Source organism: Micromonospora sp. NPDC000668 (assembly GCF_042897975.1).
In the GTDB taxonomy this organism is placed as follows: Bacteria; Actinomycetota; Actinomycetes; order Mycobacteriales; family Micromonosporaceae; genus Micromonospora.
This window is the reverse complement of sequence record NZ_JBIAYP010000006.1, coordinates 240,179-258,042: the sequence shown is the minus strand read 5'-3', so window position 1 is coordinate 258,042 and position 17,864 is coordinate 240,179. Positions and strand designations below refer to the sequence as shown.

The 17,864-nt window shown below is 70.3% G+C and carries 19 protein-coding genes and 1 pseudogene; 4 read left to right on the top strand and 16 right to left on the bottom strand.

The annotated features are described in order from the left end of the window. Positions 1 to 12: 12 nt before the first annotated feature. The 12 genes and pseudogenes from ACFY29_RS28680 to ACFY29_RS28625 form a co-directional block, all read right to left on the bottom strand. Complete coding sequence (locus ACFY29_RS28680; protein ID WP_386991186.1) at positions 13 to 1,674, bottom strand: ammonium transporter; 1,662 nt, start codon at positions 1,672 to 1,674, stop codon at positions 13 to 15. A gap of 26 nt (positions 1,675 to 1,700) precedes the next feature. Continuing rightward, positions 1,701 to 2,726, bottom strand: coding sequence for an urea transporter (gene yut, locus ACFY29_RS28675; protein ID WP_355607879.1), 1,026 nt, complete (start codon positions 2,724 to 2,726; stop codon positions 1,701 to 1,703). A gap of 19 nt (positions 2,727 to 2,745) precedes the next feature. Continuing rightward, on the bottom strand, positions 2,746 to 3,663 hold the full coding sequence (locus ACFY29_RS28670; protein ID WP_386991184.1) for an urease accessory protein UreD: 918 nt from the start codon (positions 3,661 to 3,663) through the stop codon (positions 2,746 to 2,748). Further along, complete coding sequence (gene ureG / locus ACFY29_RS28665) at positions 3,660 to 4,289, bottom strand: urease accessory protein UreG (RefSeq protein ID WP_386991182.1); 630 nt, start codon at positions 4,287 to 4,289, stop codon at positions 3,660 to 3,662. Before ureG ends, ACFY29_RS28670 begins: the two co-directional genes overlap by 4 nt. Positions 4,290 to 4,355: 66 nt before the next feature. Continuing rightward, entirely contained in the window at positions 4,356 to 5,033 is a 678-nt protein-coding gene (locus ACFY29_RS28660) for an urease accessory protein UreF (protein WP_355607871.1), read from the bottom strand. Between the two features lie 21 nt (positions 5,034 to 5,054). Further along, entirely contained in the window at positions 5,055 to 5,618 is a 564-nt protein-coding gene (ureE, locus tag ACFY29_RS28655; RefSeq protein WP_386991180.1) for an urease accessory protein UreE, read from the bottom strand. 60 nt (positions 5,619 to 5,678) lie between these two features. Then, the gene (locus ACFY29_RS28650; RefSeq protein WP_386991178.1) at positions 5,679 to 7,397 is read right to left on the bottom strand and encodes an urease subunit alpha; all 1,719 of its coding nucleotides are present in this window, start codon (positions 7,395 to 7,397) and stop codon (positions 5,679 to 5,681) included. Between the two features lie 171 nt (positions 7,398 to 7,568). Next, a pseudogene (locus tag ACFY29_RS28645) lies at positions 7,569 to 7,904 on the bottom strand (urease subunit beta); the annotation flags it as partial. Between the two features lie 36 nt (positions 7,905 to 7,940). Then, on the bottom strand, positions 7,941 to 8,243 hold the full coding sequence (locus ACFY29_RS28640; protein WP_355607863.1) for an urease subunit gamma: 303 nt from the start codon (positions 8,241 to 8,243) through the stop codon (positions 7,941 to 7,943). Between the two features lie 190 nt (positions 8,244 to 8,433). Next, entirely contained in the window at positions 8,434 to 9,879 is a 1,446-nt protein-coding gene (locus ACFY29_RS28635; RefSeq protein ID WP_386991176.1) for a sugar porter family MFS transporter, read from the bottom strand. A gap of 194 nt (positions 9,880 to 10,073) precedes the next feature. Next, positions 10,074 to 10,910 carry an undecaprenyl-diphosphate phosphatase gene (locus tag ACFY29_RS28630; protein WP_386991174.1) on the bottom strand — a complete coding sequence of 279 codons (837 nt, stop codon included), beginning with the start codon at positions 10,908 to 10,910 and terminating at the stop codon, positions 10,074 to 10,076. Continuing rightward, entirely contained in the window at positions 10,907 to 11,959 is a 1,053-nt protein-coding gene (locus ACFY29_RS28625) for an LLM class F420-dependent oxidoreductase (protein ID WP_089021139.1), read from the bottom strand. The genes ACFY29_RS28630 and ACFY29_RS28625 overlap by 4 nt, the downstream gene beginning before the upstream one ends. A 187-nt stretch (positions 11,960 to 12,146) precedes the next feature. On the opposite strand from ACFY29_RS28625, the gene ACFY29_RS28620 reads away from it, so the two are divergent. After that, a complete protein-coding gene (locus ACFY29_RS28620; RefSeq protein WP_328416966.1) occupies positions 12,147 to 13,118 on the top strand; it encodes an aldo/keto reductase in 972 nt (323 codons plus the stop codon). Between the two features lie 13 nt (positions 13,119 to 13,131). Here ACFY29_RS28620 and ACFY29_RS28615 read toward each other — a convergent pair whose 3' ends face one another. From ACFY29_RS28615 to ACFY29_RS28605, 3 genes are read right to left on the bottom strand one after another with little or no spacing between them, the layout of a single operon-like run. Further along, a complete protein-coding gene (locus tag ACFY29_RS28615) occupies positions 13,132 to 14,040 on the bottom strand; it encodes a hypothetical protein (protein WP_328416968.1) in 909 nt (302 codons plus the stop codon). A gap of 20 nt (positions 14,041 to 14,060) precedes the next feature. Beyond that, entirely contained in the window at positions 14,061 to 15,110 is a 1,050-nt protein-coding gene (locus ACFY29_RS28610; RefSeq protein WP_355607856.1) for a hypothetical protein, read from the bottom strand. After that, positions 15,107 to 15,439 (bottom strand): hypothetical protein, encoded by a 333-nt coding sequence (locus ACFY29_RS28605; protein ID WP_386991171.1) that lies wholly within the window; start codon positions 15,437 to 15,439, stop codon positions 15,107 to 15,109. Before ACFY29_RS28605 ends, ACFY29_RS28610 begins: the two co-directional genes overlap by 4 nt. A gap of 94 nt (positions 15,440 to 15,533) precedes the next feature. Here ACFY29_RS28605 and ACFY29_RS28600 point away from each other — a divergent pair, with 94 nt between their 5' ends. The 3 genes from ACFY29_RS28600 (at position 15,534) to ACFY29_RS28590 (ending at position 17,059) form a co-directional block, all read left to right on the top strand. After that, a complete protein-coding gene (locus ACFY29_RS28600) occupies positions 15,534 to 15,953 on the top strand; it encodes a YbaB/EbfC family nucleoid-associated protein (RefSeq protein WP_328416974.1) in 420 nt (139 codons plus the stop codon). After that, on the top strand, positions 15,950 to 16,747 hold the full coding sequence (locus ACFY29_RS28595) for an SseB family protein (protein ID WP_386991169.1): 798 nt from the start codon (positions 15,950 to 15,952) through the stop codon (positions 16,745 to 16,747). The genes ACFY29_RS28600 and ACFY29_RS28595 overlap by 4 nt, the downstream gene beginning before the upstream one ends. Before the next feature lie 120 nt (positions 16,748 to 16,867). Continuing rightward, positions 16,868 to 17,059: a DUF5703 family protein gene (locus ACFY29_RS28590; RefSeq protein ID WP_252414786.1), complete on the top strand. Its 192-nt coding sequence runs from the start codon at positions 16,868 to 16,870 to the stop codon at positions 17,057 to 17,059. Between the two features lie 90 nt (positions 17,060 to 17,149). Here ACFY29_RS28590 and ACFY29_RS28585 read toward each other — a convergent pair whose 3' ends face one another. After that, positions 17,150 to 17,812: a hypothetical protein gene (locus ACFY29_RS28585; RefSeq protein WP_328426653.1), complete on the bottom strand. Its 663-nt coding sequence runs from the start codon at positions 17,810 to 17,812 to the stop codon at positions 17,150 to 17,152. Positions 17,813 to 17,864 lie beyond the last annotated feature (52 nt).

Below are 17,864 nucleotides of genomic sequence, written 5' to 3'. Positions count from 1 at the left end.
ACGTGCACCGGCTCAGCGCACGTCCGTCGCGAGTTGGACGTCCTGCACGAAGCACTCCGACCGCTCGGCGCCGTACCGGCCCAGCACGTCCAGCACCGCGGACACCGCCTCGCGCTCCACCACCACCTCGACCCGCGCCCGGCCCACGAGATCCTGGTCCTGCCAGTAGCCCCGGGGCAGCGATCGAGCGGTCGGTTCGGCGGTGGAGACCGTGGCGTCGAAGACCACGATGGAGGTGGCTCCCGCTTCGACCAGGGCATCTCGTAACTGCCGCGTGGTCGGCAGCAGCGTCGGATCGACCGTCGCGGTGACCAGCCGGGGGTTCTGGACCGGCCGGGCGGGTCGTTCGGCGCCGCGCTCCCGTCCAGGCCGGCGCCGGCGCTGCGGTGCGCCGGTGCCGTTGAGACCTGCCACGCCGCCCAGGTGGTACGCGTCGGCGTCCTGCTGGGCGTGGTCGAGGTTGTCCTGCACCTCGGCGGGGGCACGGAGCCCGATGACGGCCTGCACGGCGGCGGCGATCGCCCAACTGAGCACGAAGGAGAAGACCACCACGCTGACCACGCCGACGATCTGGTGCCAGAGCAGGGATCCGCCGCCGCCGAAGAAGAGACCGTCCTTGCCGAGCGGGTTGACGCCGCTGTCGCCGAAGAAGCCGACCAGCAGCGAGCCGAGCATGCCGCCGACGAAGTGGACCGCGAGGACGTCCAGCGCGTCGTCGAGCCGGAGCAGGTACTTCAACCGCAGCGCGAAGTGGCAGACGATTCCGGCGATCGCTCCGATGGCGATGGCAGAGATCGCGTTGACGTACCCGGCGGCGGGGGTGACCGTCGCGAGCCCCGCTACGGCACCGGAGACGCCGCCCACCACGGTGCTGTGGCCGTCCTTCACCCGCTCGGCCACCAGCCAGACGAGCATGCCGGCCGCGGCCGCGAGATGGGTGTTGATCACGGCCTGGGCGGCCAGGCCGTTGGCCTGGAGTCCGTCCCCGCCGTTGAAGCCGAACCAACCGAACCAGAGGATGCCGGCCCCGAGGATGGTCAGCGGGATCGAGTTGGGCGGGGAGGCGGTCCGTGGCCAACCACGGCGACGCCCGACGACCAGCAACGTGCCCAGCACCGCGGCTCCCGCCGAGGCGTGGACCACCATCCCACCGGCCCAGTCCTGGGTGCCGAACCGGGCCAGCCAGCCGTCGGGGTGCCAGAGCCAGTGCGCGACCGGTGCGTAGACCACGATGGACCAGATCGCCAGGAAGGCGACCCAGCCGGCGAACTTCAACCGGCCGGCCGTGGCCCCGGTGACGAGCGCGGGGGTGATCACCGCGAACATCATCTGGTAGGCGACGAACGCCAGGGTCGGAATGGTCACCTGGCCGGCGACCACGTGCAGGTGTGGCGCGGGCGGGACCTTGAGATCGGTCAGGCCGAAGAGTTCGAGGTTACCGAAGAGGCCGGTGCCGGCGTCGTCGCCGAAGGCGATGGTGTAGCCCACCAGCACCCAGGTCAGGCTGACGACCCCCAGCGCGATGATGTTCTGCTGCAGCATCGCGAGCACGTTGCGGGTGCGGACCATTCCGCCGTAGAAGGCAGCCAGGCCGGGGGTCATGAACAACACGAGGCCGGTGCACACCAGCACCCAGGCGGTGTCGCCCGGGTTCACCGCGTCCTGAGCGAGCACGGAGCTCACCTCTCCTCTCGGTACGGTCAGACGGAGCGCTGCACCGTCGAGACGACGGTCTCCTTGGCGCGTTCGTGATTGGGCACCGGCGCGAAGTGCCGCTTGGGCAGCAGCAGCAACCAGGTGGCGATGTTGAACGGCCCGGTCAGCACAGGGATGGCCAGCGGGGTGAGGACGGTCGCCAGGGCCATCTGGACGAAGAGCGTCAACGCGATCCCGAAGAGGGTGTAGACGGTCACCAGCGCGCCGGGGCGGTGCAGCACCGCGCCCACGGCGATCGCCGTCAACACCGCGTTGAAGCCGAACAGGCCCTTGTCCAGCGAGGTCGCGTCGGCGCCGAACCAGAGCGCCAGTAGGGTCGCGCCGACGGCGCCGACCACCGCGAAGAGCGCCGACCAGCGGGAGTTGACCAGCAGCGCGACCAGGATGATCAACCCGCTGACCCAACTGTTGGTCAGATAGACCTGGGACACTCCGCGGAGAAAGGTGGGGACGAGGTCCCAGTCGAAGCGGCCACCGGTCAGCGGCCCCTCACCGGGAAACATCGGCTTCAGGTTGGTCAGCACGGTGAACCGGTCGAACTGGTACGCGGCCAACAGCAGCACCCAGGTGGTCAGCACGAACGGCATGGTGAACGCGGTCAGGCCCCAGGTCTTGAAGATCGCGTTCAGGGCCAGGGTGACCACCGTCGTGGCCGCCGCGCCGAGCACCAGGTAGAGCCACATGAGCGGCCGGTCATCGAGAAATGTCGGGACGGCGATCCCGGTCAGCAGCGGGCTGAAGCCGAACAGCCCCTTCCGCAACGAGGCATTGTCCACCCGGAGGGCGACGGCCGTGGCGGTGCCGACGACGAGACCGAGGACCGCTCCCCCGAAGATCCGTGGTTGCCCGTTCTCGAACGCTCCCCAGGCCACCGCGACGAGGATGAGCAGGCCGGTGAGCGGGTTGTTCTGCAGCACGACCTGTGCGGCGCCCCGCAGGCAGGCGTCGACGAACCCGACCAACGGGTTGCGGTCACCCAGCCTGTCCCAACCCTCGGTCACGCTCGTCACGGCAGTCTCCTTCGCTGCGTCATCGCCAGCTGAACGCTGGCGGGAAGGTCCGCCCGGTCACCTCTTCGCGGGCGGCCACGCAGAAGGCGCGTACGGCGGCACGAACCGGCTCCGTCTCCTGCCCCAGGACCTTGAAGATGAGCCCCGCGTCGTTCGGCAGCCGACTGACGGCGCTGGTCAGCGGCGTCTCCTCGTCCCAGACTGGTGTCGAGGTCCGGGCGAAGACGTGGGCGGCCCGCTCGGGGTTGGTGAGCAGCACGACGTTGCCGAAGATGTGGAACCGATCCATGACCCCGACCCGCGCCACCGGGAACTGCCCGGGGGTCACCACGAACTTCTCCACGAACAACTGCCGGCCGTCGGGTCGCTCTGCGCGCAGCGAACAGGAGAAGAGGTCGTAGGCGAAGAGTTCGCCGTCGCGGTAGTACTTCCGGCCGGGCTGCAGGACCTCGCCGTAGAGCATGGTGGCGCTCTCCGGCAGCCGCACCTGAGTGTCGGTGATGAACCGGCTGCCCCGGTACGGGATCACCGGCTCCGGAAGGAACTCGAGGTAGGCGTCCTCGGAGAGGGTGAACCGCTGGATCTGCGAGCCGTAGTTCGCGTCCATCTCCTGGATCTTGGTGGCGGCCTGGGTCACCAGGTGCGCCTGGCTGCCGGGTGCCAGGTCGACGTCCATCCGCAGGCGGTCACCCTGCAGCACGCCGCCGGAGGTGGTGAGGATCATGACGCAGGGCAGCTCCGGCATCTCCTCGTCCCAGTAGAGCGCCCGCTGGACCAGCAGCGGTGACTGCCGGTAGAGATCGTGCAGGATCGTCCGCTCGCCGCGTCGCTCGAACCCGAGGCGCAGCACACCGACCTTGCCATTGGACGCGGCGGGCAACTGGGCCGGTTGGTCCTGGTACGGCTCCAGTTCCCGCGCACTGTCCAATGTGATCATGCGACCACTTCGGCGTCGAAGAGCGCGTAGCGGCGGATCAGCGAGACGAGCTCGTCGATGCCCTCGCCCGTCTTGCAGTTGGTGAACACGACCGGCTTGCCGTTGCGCATCATGTCGGCGTCGCGCGCCATGACGTCGAGATCGGCGTCCACGTAGGGCGCGAGATCGGTCTTGTTGATGACGAGGATGTCGGACTTGGAGATCCCCGGGCCGTTCTTCCGCGGGATCTTGTCGCCGGCCGCGACGTCGATGACGTAGATGAAGTAGTCGACCAGCGCGGGGCTGAACGTGAGGGTGAGGTTGTCCCCGCCGCTCTCGATCAGCACCACGTCGCTGTCCGGGAACCGCGACTCCATGTCCTCCACGGCGGCCAGGTTCATGCTCGGGTCCTCCCGCACGGCCGTGTGCGGGCAGGCCCCGGTCTCCACCCCGAGGATCCGTTCCTCCACCAGGACCCCGGTCAGGGCGCGTCGTACGTGCTTCGCGTCCTCCGTGGTGACGACGTCGTTCGTGATCACCAGTACACGCAGTCCGTTGTCCACGAAACGGGGCACGACAGCCTCGATGATCGCGGTCTTACCGCTGCCCACCGGGCCGCCGACGCCGATACGACTTGCCGACTTCATGATGTGACCTGTCCTTCTGGGAGACGTTTTCAGGTTCAGGAAGATGTGGATCGCGGAAGTCGGTTCTCAGCTCATGAACATCCGCACGTGGACGTGCTGGTGCGCGGCGGCCAGGACATCGGTGTGGGGCCCGAAGGTCTGCATGTCGTCGAGGTCCGCGGTGCGTACGTCGCGGTAGTCGTCGGTGACCTTCTCGTTGACCGCGAAGAGGATCGACTGCGCGTCGAGGTGGTCGACCCGCATCAACCGGATCGCGGCACTGAGCACCGTCGAGGCCGCGCCGTACTGGTGGGCCGCGAAAGCGTCCTCTTCGGGCACCCCGAGGTCGGCGAAGACCACCCCGAGCGCGACCGGATAGGTGACCGGCGCGCCGGTCGCCGACTCGCTGAGCCGCTTCTTGAGCAGGGTCTCCCCGACGATCCGGGTCGCGGCTTCGGCCAGCTTGCGCCCCATGCGTACGGACATGATCCGCATCTCTTCGTTGATCTTGCGCAGGTGGACGGCTTCGTCCGCGCGCCGGATCCGGTCAAGGTCCCCGTTGGTGGCGGCACGGTGCCCGACGAGCAGGGCGACACCGTCCCCGGTGGCGGCGAGCCGGGTGACCGTCCGGACGTAGTCCTGGAGGGTCGTCCGGTCGTGGACCACGCCGTGTTGGACGGCCATCTCCAGGCCGTTGGAGAAGGAGAAGGCGCCGACTGGGAAGACCGAGTCGCCGAACTGCAACAGCTTCAGGGTTTCGTCCATGGTGCGCACGTCCGGCCCCATTCAGTTGAGGTCGGCGGGGAGATGGGAGTGCGGCGTCGAGTCGGCGCCACCGAACAGCCGCCGCGACTCGTGCGGCGCGAGATACGCGATGACCTCGGTGCCGGGGACGAACTCGTGGGTGATCCCGGTGAACGCGTGGGTGCGCATCACCGAGTCCATGACCTTGCGGTCCACGGTCAGCGGGACGTACATCCTGGTGCCCTTGACCACGGCCGGCCAGTGCTGGTTGCCGATGGCGTGACCGAGTTCGACGGCCGAGCGGATGAGCAGCTCGGCCGACTCGCCGCGCAGCTTGTCGAGGTGGACCACCATCACCTCGCCCAACTGCACCCGGGCCACCACCGCCGTGGCGGTCAGGTCGTCCCAGACGAGGACGTCGCCGTCGCGCAGCCGGACGCCACGTGCCAACGCGACCGACAGCTCCGCCCCGGAACTGGTCATCTTGCGGATGCGGCTCTTCTGGGCGTCCCACTGGTCGAGGACCAGGTCGTCGATGCGCGCTTCCCGGAGGCGGAGCGTCCAGTCCGGCTCGTTCATGTTGCCCAGCACCGTCTCAACGAGCACGGGCCTCTCCTTTCGGTCGGTGTGCCGGGACCAGGCGGGGGCGAGACGGTCCCGACGGTGTCAGCTGAAGAAGTAGAGCTGGCTCAGGGGCAGAGTCCTGGCCGGTGGCACGGTCGCGTGGACGCCGTCCATCTTCACGGCGAAGGTCTCCGGATCGACTTCGAGCTTCGGAGTCCGGTCGTTGCGGACCATGTCGCGCTTGGTGAGGCCCCGGGTCCGGTACACGGGCATGACCTGCCGTTGCAGGCCGAGCTGCTCGGCGACGCCGGACTCGTGCGCGGCCCGGGACACGAAGGTCACGCAGGTCTTGGCGAGCTGGCTGCCGAACGCGGCGAACGACGGCCGGTAGTAGACCGGCTGCGGCGTCGGCAGCGAGGCGTTCGGGTCACCCATGATCGACCAGGCGATCATGCCGCCCTTGAGGACCAGCTTCGGCTTCGTACCGAAGAAGGCCGGCTCCCAGAGCACGAGGTCGGCCATCTTGCCCGGCGTGACCGAGCCCAGCACGTGCGAGATCCCCTGGGTGATCGCCGGGTTGATGGTCATCTTGGCCACGTACCGCAGCACCCGGAAGTTGTCGTTGGCGCTGGAGTCCTCGGCGAGCTTGCCGCGGACCGTCTTCATCTGCCCGGCGAGCTGGATGGTCCGCAGCCAGGTCTCGCCCACGCGCCCCATGGCCTGCGAGTCGCTCTGCATCATCGAGATGACGCCCTCGTCGAGCAGGACGTCCTCGGCCGCGATCGTCTCCGTCCGGATCCGGCTCTCCACGAAGGCCACATCCGAGGGGACCTGCGGGTTGAAGTTGTGGCAGACCATGATCATGTCGTACAGCTCGGACTGGCTGTTGATGCCGTAGGGCACCGTCGGCGTGGTCGAGCTGGGCAGCACGTTCATCTGACTGGCGATCTTGATGACGTCCGGCGCGTGTCCACCACCGGCGCCCTCGGTGTGGAAGGTGTGGATCGTCCGGCCCTCGAACGCGGCGATGCTGTCCTCGAGGTAGCCGCTCTCGTTGAGAGTGTCCGTGTGGATGCTGACCTGCACGTCGAATTCGTCGGCGACGTCCAGGCAGGCCCGGATCACCGCCGGCGGCGCACCCCAGTCCTCATGGATCTTGAAGCTCGGCGCGCCGGCCATGATCTGTTCCACCAGCGGTGCACGGCCGGTGCTGTTGCCCTTCGCCATCAGGCCGATGTTGATCGGAATGGTCTCGAACGCCCGCATCATCGCGTGGATGTTCCACGGACCGGGGGTGATGGTGACGCCGTTGGTGCTGTCGGTCGGGCCGGTGCCGCCTCCCCACAGGGTGGTCACGCCGTTGCTCAGGGCGGCGTACGCCTGGAACGGGGTCACCAGGTGCACGTGCGTGTCGATGCCCCCGGCGGTCAGGATGAGGTGCTCGCCGGAGATCGCCTCGGTACCCGGACCGGTCACCAGCTCGGGGGTGACCCCGTCCATGATGTTCGGGTTGCCCGCCTTGCCGATGCCAGCGATCTTGCCGTCCTTGACACCGACGTCGGCCTTGATCACGCCGAGAGTCGCGTCGACGACGGTCACGTTCGTGATGACCAGGTCCAGTCCACCCTGGGCGTTGGTGTACTGGTTGTTGACCCCCATGCCGTCGCGCAGCGTCTTGCCTCCGCCGTACATCACCTCATCGCCGAGGACCCGGAGATCCTTCTCGATCTCGATGTGCAGGTCGGTGTCGCCGAGCCTGATCTGGTCGCCCGTCGTGGGGCCGTACATCCCGGAATACTCTTGCCGCGAAATCTGGCTCATCGAATCATCTCTCCTGCCCGAGGCTGGCAGCCCTGCGGGATAGTGGATCTACTGTTTCTTGCCCGTGGGGTTGTCCTGCTCCGGGCCGAACTTGAAGCCCCGGGTCTTGGCGTTGTGGATCGCCTCGGTCCGGTCCGGCCGGTAGCTGGGAGTCGACTCGCTGCCGGTCCACCCCTGCACCAGGCCGTTGAACCCGTACACGCGCTGCTGGCCGCCGAAGGGAATGAGCTGCACCGTCTTCTTGTCGCCCGGCTCGAAGCGGATGGATGTCGTCGCCGGGATGTTCAGCCGCCTCCCGAAGGCCGCCTCGCGGTCGAAGGCGAGCATCCGGTTGGCCTCGAAGAAGTGGAAGTGTGAACCGATCTGGATCGGCCGGTCACCGGTGTTCTGGACGACGACTTCGGTGACCGGCCGACCCGCGTTCAGCTCCAGCGGCTGGTCGCTCAGCACGTAGCCGCCGATGGGTCGCACGTGCTTCGAGTTGGGGCCGGGATGCTGCTTGGCCATGTCCTGCTCCGCCTTCCTGGAGATCGCGTCCTGCGCCTATCGGATCGGTGAGTGCACCGTGACCAGTCGCGAGCCGTCGGTGAAAACCGCCTCGACCTGGATCATGGGCAGCATGTCCGGCACGCCCGGCATCACGTCGTCGGCGCTGAGCGTGCTGCGCGCCTCGTTCATGACCTCTTCGACGGTCTTGCCGTCCCGGGCACCCTCCAGCGCGGCGGCGCAGATCACCGCGACGGCCTCGGGGTGGTTGAGCTTGACCCCCCTGGCCTTCCGGGCGTTGGCGACGATGGCCATCGAGAGAATCGTCAGCTTGTCGAATTCCTTCGGTGTCAGATGCACTGTCCTGGTCCTTCGCGACTGTCGGTCGGGAGCCGCCAGGCCGCCGAGCGGACTCGCCACAGGGCGAGCGCTGACACTCGACCCAATATGGCCTTCTTTGTCCGAGAGACCCGTTATGGGCGGCTTCGGATCGAACGTACGCTTCAGCCCTGCGCCGTGGGTCAGAAGCCGAGAATCGCGCCCCCGTCGTTCAGGCAGACCGGTCGTCGGCCCGGTGCGGGCGACGACCACGACCGGTCTGCCACATCTGTTGGATCTCTTCGAGGGTCCTGCCCTTCGTCTCCGGCAGGTATCGCCAGATGAACAGGAAGCCGAGCACACAGGTGCCGGCGAAGAGCGCGAACACACCCGACCTCCCCAGGGCATCGAGCATGCTCAGGAAGAACTGCGTGACGAGGTACTCGGTGCCCCAGTGCGTAGCGGAGGCGATCGCCACGCACTGGCCCCGGATGCGACCCGGGAAGATCTCGTTGATGACAGTCCAGGCGGTCGGTCCGATCGACATGGCGTAGAACGCCACGAACATGACCACGCCGACCAGCAGGAAGATGCCCGCGTCGGTGGGATGGTGCCCCGTCGCTCCGGCCGTCTGCGCCGCCGGGTCCATCTTCGCGAAGCTGACGCTGACCACCGCGAGCGAGACCGCCATGCCCAGCAGCCCGACCAGCAGCAGCGGCCGACGACCGAGCCGATCCAGGAAGGCGACCGCGACCAGCGTGAAGAGGGAGTCGACGCCGCCGATCGCCCAGGTGGTCGCGGCCAGTTGCGCCTGCGGGGTGTGGAACCCGGCGGCCGAGAAGATCGGGTCCGCGTAGTAGATGATCCCGTTGATCCCGGTCAGTTGTTGGAACAGGGCCAGGCCGACACCGAGCGCCAACGGGCGCCGCCACCGTGTCGAAAGCACCTCCCGCCAGCCCGCCTTGCCGGCCGTGAGACTCTCCTCGATGGCGTGCAGCCGCTGGGACACCTTCTGCTCCGGGACGGTCGCCTTCAGCGAACCCTCCGCCCGGCGCTTGTCCCCCCGTCCGAAGTACCAGACGGCCGAGTCGGGGATCACGGTGGTGACCAGGGCGAGGGCCACCCCCAGCAGCATCGCCGCCCCCAACAGGTAACGCCAGGAGGTGCCCGCCTCGAACAGTTCGTCGGCCAGGTAGCCGATGAAGATGGCGAAGGTGGTGGAGAACTGGTAGACCGCCAGGAGGCTGCCGCGAATCCGTTCCGGCGCGGCCTCCGCCGCGTACATCGGCCCGGCGACCGAGGCCACCCCGATGCCCACCCCGAGGATCAACCGCGCACCGAACATGACCCCGATCACGGGCGCGGACGCCTGCAGGACCGTGCCCACCGCGAACGTGGCGGCGGCGACCCAAAGTGCTCCTCGGCGACCGATCCGGTCCGCGAGGTGACCACCGAGCAGCGCGCCCACCAGCGCCCCGGGGGTCACCCAGCTCGCGGCCACCTCGACGGCGAAGGTGTTCGCGTGGAAGGTCTGGCGGATGTCCCGGAGCGCCCCGCTGATGACGCCCTGGTCGTAGCCGAAGAACGCGCCGGAGAGCACGACGATCGAGACGACCGCGACGAGGTTGCGTCTCGGTGGCCTCCCCCGCCCGCGCGTCCCGCCGGCGCTGGCAGTCACGGTCGCCCCCCTCTGACGCGAGCCACCGGCAGGTCCCATCCGGGAGGCAGCCCGATATCGAGAGGATAGGTGCGCTAGATCCGACTTGTGTCGAATGATCGAAAGGCCGGGTACGGTCACGGCTGCCGGCCCCGACACGGACCGGCCCCCGTTCCCTCAGCGGGACGGGGGCCGGAGCCACGACTACTGCTGGATCAGGTGGCGCTGATGGCGCCCGTCATCAGCAACGCGAGCACCAGAGTGCCCAGCGCGACCCGGTACAGCACGAAGACGTACAGGGTGTGGTGGGCGACGTAGCGCAGCAGCCAGGCGATGGCCGCGTAGCCGATGCCGAACGCGATCACCGTCGCCACGATCATCTGAGCGACGGAGGGCGCGGACGTGCCCGGGGCGGACGGCTCGAAGACGTCCCCGAGGCTGAACACGCCGGACATCACCACCGCCGGGATGGCCAGCAGGAACGAGTACCGCGCCGCCGCCTCCCGGGTCAGGTTGAGCAGCAACCCGGCGGTGAGCGTGCCCCCGGAGCGGGACACCCCGGGGATCAGCGCCATGGCCTGGGCGAAGCCCATCACCACGCCGTCCTTGAGCCGGAAGTTCTCCAGGGTGCGGGTCTGCCGTCCCCAGTACTCGGCGAACGCCAGCACGAACGCGAACACGATCAGCGTGGTCGCCACCACCCACAGGTTGCGCCCGGCCGTCTTGATCTGGTCCTTGAACAGGAAGCCGAGAAGCCCGATCGGGATCGAGCCGACGATGACGTACCAGCCCATCCGGTAGTCGAGGCTGGAACGGACCGACTTGTCCCTGATGCCGACCAGCCAGGTCCGGGTGATCCGCCAGATGTCCTTGGCGAAGTAGATCAGCACGGCCGCCTCGGTGCCGAGCTGGGTGACCGCGGTGAACGACGCCCCGGCGTCGCGGTCGAAGAAGATCGCCGAGGTGATCCGCAGATGCCCCGACGAGCTGACCGGAAGGAACTCCGTCAGGCCCTGGACGATGCCCAGGACGATGGCCTCGACCCAGGTCACTCGCCGACTCCCGAGAGGTCGAGCGCCTCGGCGACGGTACGCAGCGTCTGCACGCCGCTGTCCCGGTCGGCCACGAACAGGGTCACCGACAGGGTGGTGACGCCCGCGGCGGCGTACTCCCGCATCCGCTCGGCGATGCGCTCCTTCGGGCCGAGCAGCGAGGTGCGGTCGATGAACTCCATCGGCACCGCCGCGGCCGCGTCGCGCTGCCGCTTGGCCAGGTACAGGTCCTGCACCTCGCGGGCGGCGTCGCCGTAGCCCATCCGGGTGGCGAGCTGGTTGTAGAAGTTCTGCTGCCGGCTGCCCATCCCGCCGACGTACAGCGCGGCGTACCAGCGGACCAGCTCGGCGCAGGACGCCACATCGTCGCCCACGACCACCGGCACCGAGGGCACCACGTCGAAGCCGGCCAGCTCCTTGCCGACCTTGGCCCGCCCGGCGCTGACCGAGGCGAGCTGCTCATCAGCGAACTCGGGCGCGTAGAACACGGCCAGCCAGCCGTCGGCGATCTCGCCGGCCAATTCCAGGTTCTTCGGGCCGACCGCGGCCAGGTAGATCGGGATGTGCTCGCGGGGCGGGTGGAAGCCCAGCCGCAGCGCCTTGCCGGGGCCGTCCGGCAGCGGCAGTGTGTAGTGCTCGCCGTCGTACGCCACCTCCTTGCGGGCGATGGCCAGCTTGACGATGTCCACGAACTCGCGGGTCCGGGCGAGGGGCTTGGCGAAGCGCACACCGTGCCAGCCCTCGGAGACCTGCGGGCCGGAGACACCCAGGCCGAGCCGGAACCGGCCGCCGGAGAGCGCGTCGATGGTGGCCGCCGTCATCGCGGTGGCCGCCGGCGTACGAGCGGGGATCTGCATCACCGCGGCGCCCACGTCGATCCGTTCGGTCTGGCCGGCCATCCAGGCGAGCATGCTGGGCGAGTCGGAGCCGTAGGCCTCCGCCGCCCACACCACCGAGTAGCCGAGCCGGTCCGCTTCCTGGGCCAGCGCCAGGTGGTCTGCTGGCGTGCTCCACGCCGTCTGGTAGCCGAGGCTGAGCCCGAGTCGCAATGGTCCTCCCCCATTCGTGGCACAGGTCGCACCAGGTTACGCAATGCCGATAACAGACCCGATCACCGGCTCGACACCAATGATCCCTCGTCCGTCGAGGTACCCGCCGAGGGCGGAACCGGCAGAACCGGCAGAGATGACGGGAGCGAGGATATCGGTGGCGGCGGGTTCGAAATAAGGTTCACCCATGCAACAACGACCGCTCGGCCGAAGCGGGCTGGCGGTTTCCCGGCTCGCGCTCGGCACCATGACCTGGGGCCGGGACACCGACGCCGACGATGCGGCCGCCCAGCTGAAGAGTTACCTGGACGCGGGCGGCAACCTGATCGACACCGCCGACGTGTACGGCGACGGGGACGCCGAGTCGGTGATCGGCTCGCTGCTGGGCACCCTCGTCTCCCGCGATGACCTGCTGATCGCCACGAAGGCCGGGTTGCGCCCGGGCAGTGGCCGGCGCCGCGACGGCTCCCGAGGGCACCTGCTGCGCACCCTGGACGCGTCGCTGCGCCGGCTCGGCACCGACCACGTCGACCTGTTCCAGGTGCACGGGTACGACCCGGACACCCCACTGGAGGAGACCCTGGCGGCGCTGGACCACGCGGTGGCCAGCGGCAAGGTCCGCTACGTCGGCGTGTCGAACTTCTCCGGCTGGCAGACCGCGCGGGCCGCCGCCTGGCAGACCGCCTGGCCGGGCCGGACGCCGGTGGTCGCCGCCCAGGTGGAGTACTCGCTGCTGGAGCGGGGCGTGGAGCGGGAGGTGCTGCCCGCGTGCGACGCGCTCGGCCTCGGCGTGCTGCCCTGGTCGCCGCTGGGTCGGGGGGTGCTCACCGGCAAGTACCGGCACGGGCGTCCGGCCGACTCCCGGGCCGCCTCGCCGCACTTCGAGCGGTTCGTCGCGACGTATCTGGAGCCCCGCTGCTCCAGCATCGTCGAGGCGGTGGCCACCGCGGCCGGCGGGCTGGGCGTGTCGCCGCTGGAGGTGGCGCTGGCCTGGATCCGCGACCGGCCGGGGGTGACCGCGCCGATCCTCGGCGCCCGGACCGTCGGGCAGTTGCTCGGTGCGCTCCAGGTGGAGCGGATCACGCTGCCTGAGGAGATCACCACCGCGCTGGACGACGTCTCGTCGGTGCCGATCGGCTACCCCGAGCGCGACAGCTGACCCACCCGCCGGTTCACGGCGTCGGGCGCTGGCCGGGAAGATCGCGGATCGCGGTCAGGAACCGGGACTGGTCGTCGCGCAGTGCGGGCTGGGCAATCCGGATCCACGAGCCGTCGTCGAAGAAGATGGTGGACGAGAACTGCACCAGCCCGGCCACGCCTCGCTCGGAGTCGACTCGGGCCACCCGGCCGCGCTCCACGCTCCACAGCACCCGTGGCTGGCGCCGGTCGGGCCGGTCGGCGTCGGGGCGGGACCCCATCCGCAGCAGGTGCAGGTGGGTGTCGGTCACCGCCAGCGGTGTGCCCGTGTAGCGCTCCAGGAAGAGCAGCAGGCTGCCGGCGAGGGTGGCGAGGTCACCGCTGAAGACGTACCGGCGCCGGTAGGCGATCTCGGCGAGCTGGTCGGCCAGCGGACGGTACAGGCTGAGCCGGAACAACGCCCGGAACGCCTCCTGCTCCTCGGTCAGCGGGATCGGCTCCCGCTGCACCGGCTGGTGTGGCGGGCCCGGCTCCGGCTCGGCCGCCTCCGGCAGGCCCACCGCGATGGCACCGGCCTTGCCGGGCAGCAGCAGCACGCCCGCCGCCAGCCGGACCGGCGTCAGCACCGCGTCCACCCAGACCACCGGGTTGACGATGTTGAGCAGCCCGAACAGCACCGTGGGGTCGAGCGCCTCGGCCATCTCGCCGGCCACCCGGTCGGTGAGCTGCCGGCCGGCCTTGTGCGTCTCCGGGGTACGAACCGGGGCAAGCCCCACATAGCGGAGCTCCTGCCCCGGCAGCAACGGCGCGACGAGGGCACGCTCGGGCTCGTCGCTGGTGCGGAACTCGTCGCGCAGCTCGCGGGCCTTGTCACGGGCGACCCGCGCACCGCCGAGCACCGCGTCGGTGAACCGACCCAGCCGACCCCGCTGCCCTGACGTCACGCGTTACCTCCTCGATCGGCCTAACGGCCAGCGGGCGGCTGCCCGAAGACATTCTGGTCAATCCAGTCGGCGCCGCCCTGCACCGCCTGGTCGATCTGGTCGCCGACCTGGTCGCTGCCGGGAACGGAGAGCCCGGTGGTGAACGCGACCGACCCCCACGTGACGCCGTGCACGATCGAGTTCGGCACATTCCACGGCAGGTTGGTCGCCCAGTCCCGGGCGATGACCCGGGCGCCGTCGGCGACGCCGTGCGCCCGCAGCGCGCCGGCCCGTTCGAGGGCGCCCATGTCGAACGGCGAACCGGACTTGCCCAGCTTGTAGGTGCCCTTCGTCGGATCGAGGAACTTGTGGTGCCACTTGTCGGCCTTGCCGGCGGCGTGCCGCTTGTCGGCGTACTTCTGGCCGGTGCGCAGTTTCTTCTGCATGTCGACCAGCTTGTCGAGGTGGGCGCGCAGCTTGCGCAGGTACAGCAGGACCCGCTGGAGCAGGCGGATGACCTTCTGCAGGTGCGCCGCCAGCGGCCGGATGACCTTCAGCATCCGGGTGGCCACGATGAGGCCCCTGGTCACGGCCACGCCCACGCCGGCCGCCCAGGACGCCCCCATGGTCACCGGCGCCATCAGCAACGCCGTCACGAGCGTCACCAGGAGCCAGTTCACGAACTCGACGCAGAGATCGACGAGCACGTCGTGCACGGTCTGCAGGCCGTCGGCGACGCCGCGCAGGTACTCGGCGGTCGCGGTGAACTGCTCGGCGACGTCGAGCAGTTGCTGTTCGACCTCGGCCATTCGTTGGCCGTATGCCTCACCGGCGGGCGAGCGCCACCCGGCCTGGGCGGCCTCGCGGGCGCCGCGGTGCCCCTGCGCCAGGTCGCGGACCTGCGCGCCCAGCGCGTCCCACTCGGCGGCCTTCGCGCGCAGGACGGCGGGCTCGCCGTCGACCATGTCGACGATCTGGATGAGCGGCCAGGCGAGGGTCCGGCAGACGCTGTTGACCGCGTCCTGCACCCCGGAGAGCGCGCTGTCCAGGCCGTTCCACAGCTGGACGGCGCTGCCGGCCGGCCCGCTCATCCGGGCATCCCCGCCTGGATGGCCTTGAACCCGGAGTCGAGGTCCTGCTCGGTGCGCTCGTACGCCTCGGCCGTGTCGGCCAGCGCGCTGGCGACCCGGCCGAACGCGGCCTGCGAGGCGGCGAACAGCTCCAGGCCGCCGCCGACCTGCTCGGCGTACTTGGCGCGGAGCATGTCACTGGCGAACGGCAGATGACCGAAGGCGCCCGACGGCACGTCGCCGGCCGAGGCGAGCTGACCCTCCAGCGCGGCGAGCGAACTGGTGACCTGCTTGGCGGCTGTCTCCAGTCGACGGACCGCCTGCACGTCGACATCGATGTCCGGCGGCATGCCGTTCCTCCCCCATGTGTCGAGCGCACCGACGATACGATTCCCCGGCCACCGGGCACCACCCGGGTGCACCGTCCACGGGGGAGGGACCTCAATGGCTGACCCGATGTCCGCGTTCGACGCGCTCGCCGGGCGGATCGCCGACGTCGAACGCCGGTTCGCGGGGCTCCGCGACGACCTGGCCGACCTGTCCGGCACCGCGACCGACGAGAGCGGGCTGGTCTCGGCGACCGTCGACGCCACCGGTGCGCTGACCGGCCTCACCGTCGCGCCCGCCGCCCTGCGCGCCGGCACCGAAGGGTTGGCGGAGCTGGTGCTCGACGCGTACCGGCAGGCCCGCACGGCGGCCACCGAGAACGTCGAAGAGCACACCGAGGGGTTGGACGTCGCGCTCGGCGCGGGCCTGACCGATCTGTTCGGCAAGCCCGGCGACTTCTCGGCGCTGGGCCGTCTGGAGGAGGCCGTCAGCCGGCTGGGGCGGCTGGACGACCGCCTGCCGGGCTCACCGGCGTGACCTCGCCGACCTGGCCGGAGGTCGTCGCGCGGCTGCGGGACACGGTCGCCCGCTGCAGCCGCGACACCGACCTGGAGCTCTCCGCCGGTTCGCGGAGGATCAGGCTGCTGGTGCGCCGCGACGTCGTGCGGGTGGTCTGCCCGGGCTACGACGAGGCACGCCTGGCCGCGCTCGGCTGGCACCGCCCGACCGGCGACGGGGACTGGTGGTACGAGGGGCCGCGCGCCGCGGAGCACCTGGAGCCGCTCAGCGTGTTCGTGGCCCGGACCGCCGCCGAGGTGCTGACCGACCGGCCGGGAGCGCTCTCCTGCCGGCCCGTGCGACCGGCCACCGGCCCCACACCGGCGGCACGGTCGGCCCCGCAAGCCAGCGCCCCGCAAGCCACCGCCCCGCAAGCCTCCGCCCCGGCACCCGCCGAGGCGGAGCCCGCGGTGGTGGCGCTGCTCGCAGCGGCCGCCGACCGGCGCGACCTTTCCGGATACCTCGGAGTGCTGGCCGGCGCCACGGTGTGCGTCCCGCTGGCCGGGGAACCGGCGGCGGACGCCGACTTCCCGTGGACGGTGGTCGGCGACGCGACCGGGGCGGCGCTGCTGCCGGTCTTCACCTCCCCTCGGGCTCTCGCCGCGTTCGCCGGGGACGGCGTGCCGTTCGTCGCACTGCCCTGCGCCGAACTGCTCGAGGATTGGCCGGACCCGTCGTGGGGGCTGGCGGTCGACCCGGGCAGGGCCCGGACGGTCGCCCTGGCCGCGCCGGCGCTGGCGGCCCTGCTCACGGCGAACGCCCCGCCCGGCTAGCGCCCGGCGCAGCGAGGAACACGCGGCGGCACCCAGGGTGGCACGAACCACCCACGGCAGCGGCGTCGGTCACCCCGCAGGGGGTGGCGAAGGGCCGCTGGGCTGGGCAGCATGGATGGCATGGACTACGAATACGCGCCGCTGCGGTTGCCGCCGAACGTCGACCGGTTGACCGCCGCGGCGCAGCTGGCGATCCAGGCGGAGTTCTCCGGATGGGAGTTGGCCCGGGTGCGGTTGTTCCGCGACGGCACCCGGCAGGTGGTGCTACGCCGGCGGCGGGTCAACCACCCGCAGCCGGGTCTGTCGTACTGAGGCCCGCCGAGCCGAGCCGGTGAACGGCCGGCCGACGGCACGTGCCCCGGGCCCGATCAGCGCTCGATCGGGCCCGGGGGGTGCCCGTCGCTAGTGCTGGTGCCCGGCGTGGTCGTGGTCGTCGTCGAGCTCCAGGAACGGGTGCTCGTCGAGCCTGCCGACCAACCGGTCGTCGGCCGCCGGCTGGAACGGACCGGCCGGGTCGTCGTCGTCGAACGACTCCAGGTCGACCGGGGTGCCCACCTCGCTGACCATGACCACCCCGTCGAGCGGCTCCAGCTCGGGGACGTCCAGCGCGCCGAGCGAGCCGTCACCGCTCTGCAGCAGCTCCAGCACCGCCTCGCCGACCCCCTCCACCGGCGCCGGCTCGTCGTCCTCGGGGGTGCCCTCGCGGCGAGCCACCTCGGCCACCCGCAGCAGCGCGGACACGCTCGGCACCCGGTAGTCGCGGCGCTGGCGTACCGAGATCACCCGGGGGTGCGGGTCGCTGGCCTCGGCACCCTCGACACCTCCGAAGCGCTCGTCGGCCTCGTCCGGGTCGATCGAGTCGACATCCCACGGCGTCACCTCGCCGAAGGCGTCGAGCAGCCGCTCGTCGTAGGCGTAGGACGCGTTGTTCAACGCCACGTACGCCTGCCAGACGTCGTCGTCGTCGACGCGGCCCTGCGCGGCACGTACGGCGGCCAGGTGGTGGCGGGCCGCTTCGATCACCCGCTCGAGAGCGGCGTCCAGCTCACCGTGCTGGTCGGTCATGTGGGGCAGTCCCTTCACGATGGGGAGGTTGCGCGTCGGCTGCAGCTGCCGG

What these genes read in the sequence shown, in the direction of transcription:
- ACFY29_RS28670 (WP_386991184.1), bottom strand. Translation starts at nt 3,663, where the DNA reads ATGATCACATTGGACAGTGCGCGGGAACTGGAGCCGTACCAGGACCAA.
- ureG (WP_386991182.1), bottom strand. Translation starts at nt 4,289, where the DNA reads ATGAAGTCGGCAAGTCGTATCGGCGTCGGCGGCCCGGTGGGCAGCGGT.
- ACFY29_RS28660 (WP_355607871.1), bottom strand. Translation starts at nt 5,033, where the DNA reads ATGGACGAAACCCTGAAGCTGTTGCAGTTCGGCGACTCGGTCTTCCCA.
- ACFY29_RS28650 (WP_386991178.1), bottom strand. Translation starts at nt 7,397, where the DNA reads ATGAGCCAGATTTCGCGGCAAGAGTATTCCGGGATGTACGGCCCCACG.
- ACFY29_RS28620 (WP_328416966.1), top strand. Translation starts at nt 12,147, where the DNA reads ATGCAACAACGACCGCTCGGCCGAAGCGGGCTGGCGGTTTCCCGGCTC.
- ACFY29_RS28610 (WP_355607856.1), bottom strand. Translation starts at nt 15,110, where the DNA reads ATGAGCGGGCCGGCCGGCAGCGCCGTCCAGCTGTGGAACGGCCTGGAC.
- ACFY29_RS28605 (WP_386991171.1), bottom strand. Translation starts at nt 15,439, where the DNA reads ATGCCGCCGGACATCGATGTCGACGTGCAGGCGGTCCGTCGACTGGAG.
- ACFY29_RS28600 (WP_328416974.1), top strand. Translation starts at nt 15,534, where the DNA reads ATGGCTGACCCGATGTCCGCGTTCGACGCGCTCGCCGGGCGGATCGCC.
- ACFY29_RS28590 (WP_252414786.1), top strand. Translation starts at nt 16,868, where the DNA reads ATGGACTACGAATACGCGCCGCTGCGGTTGCCGCCGAACGTCGACCGG.
- ACFY29_RS28585 (WP_328426653.1), bottom strand. Translation starts at nt 17,812, where the DNA reads ATGACCGACCAGCACGGTGAGCTGGACGCCGCTCTCGAGCGGGTGATC.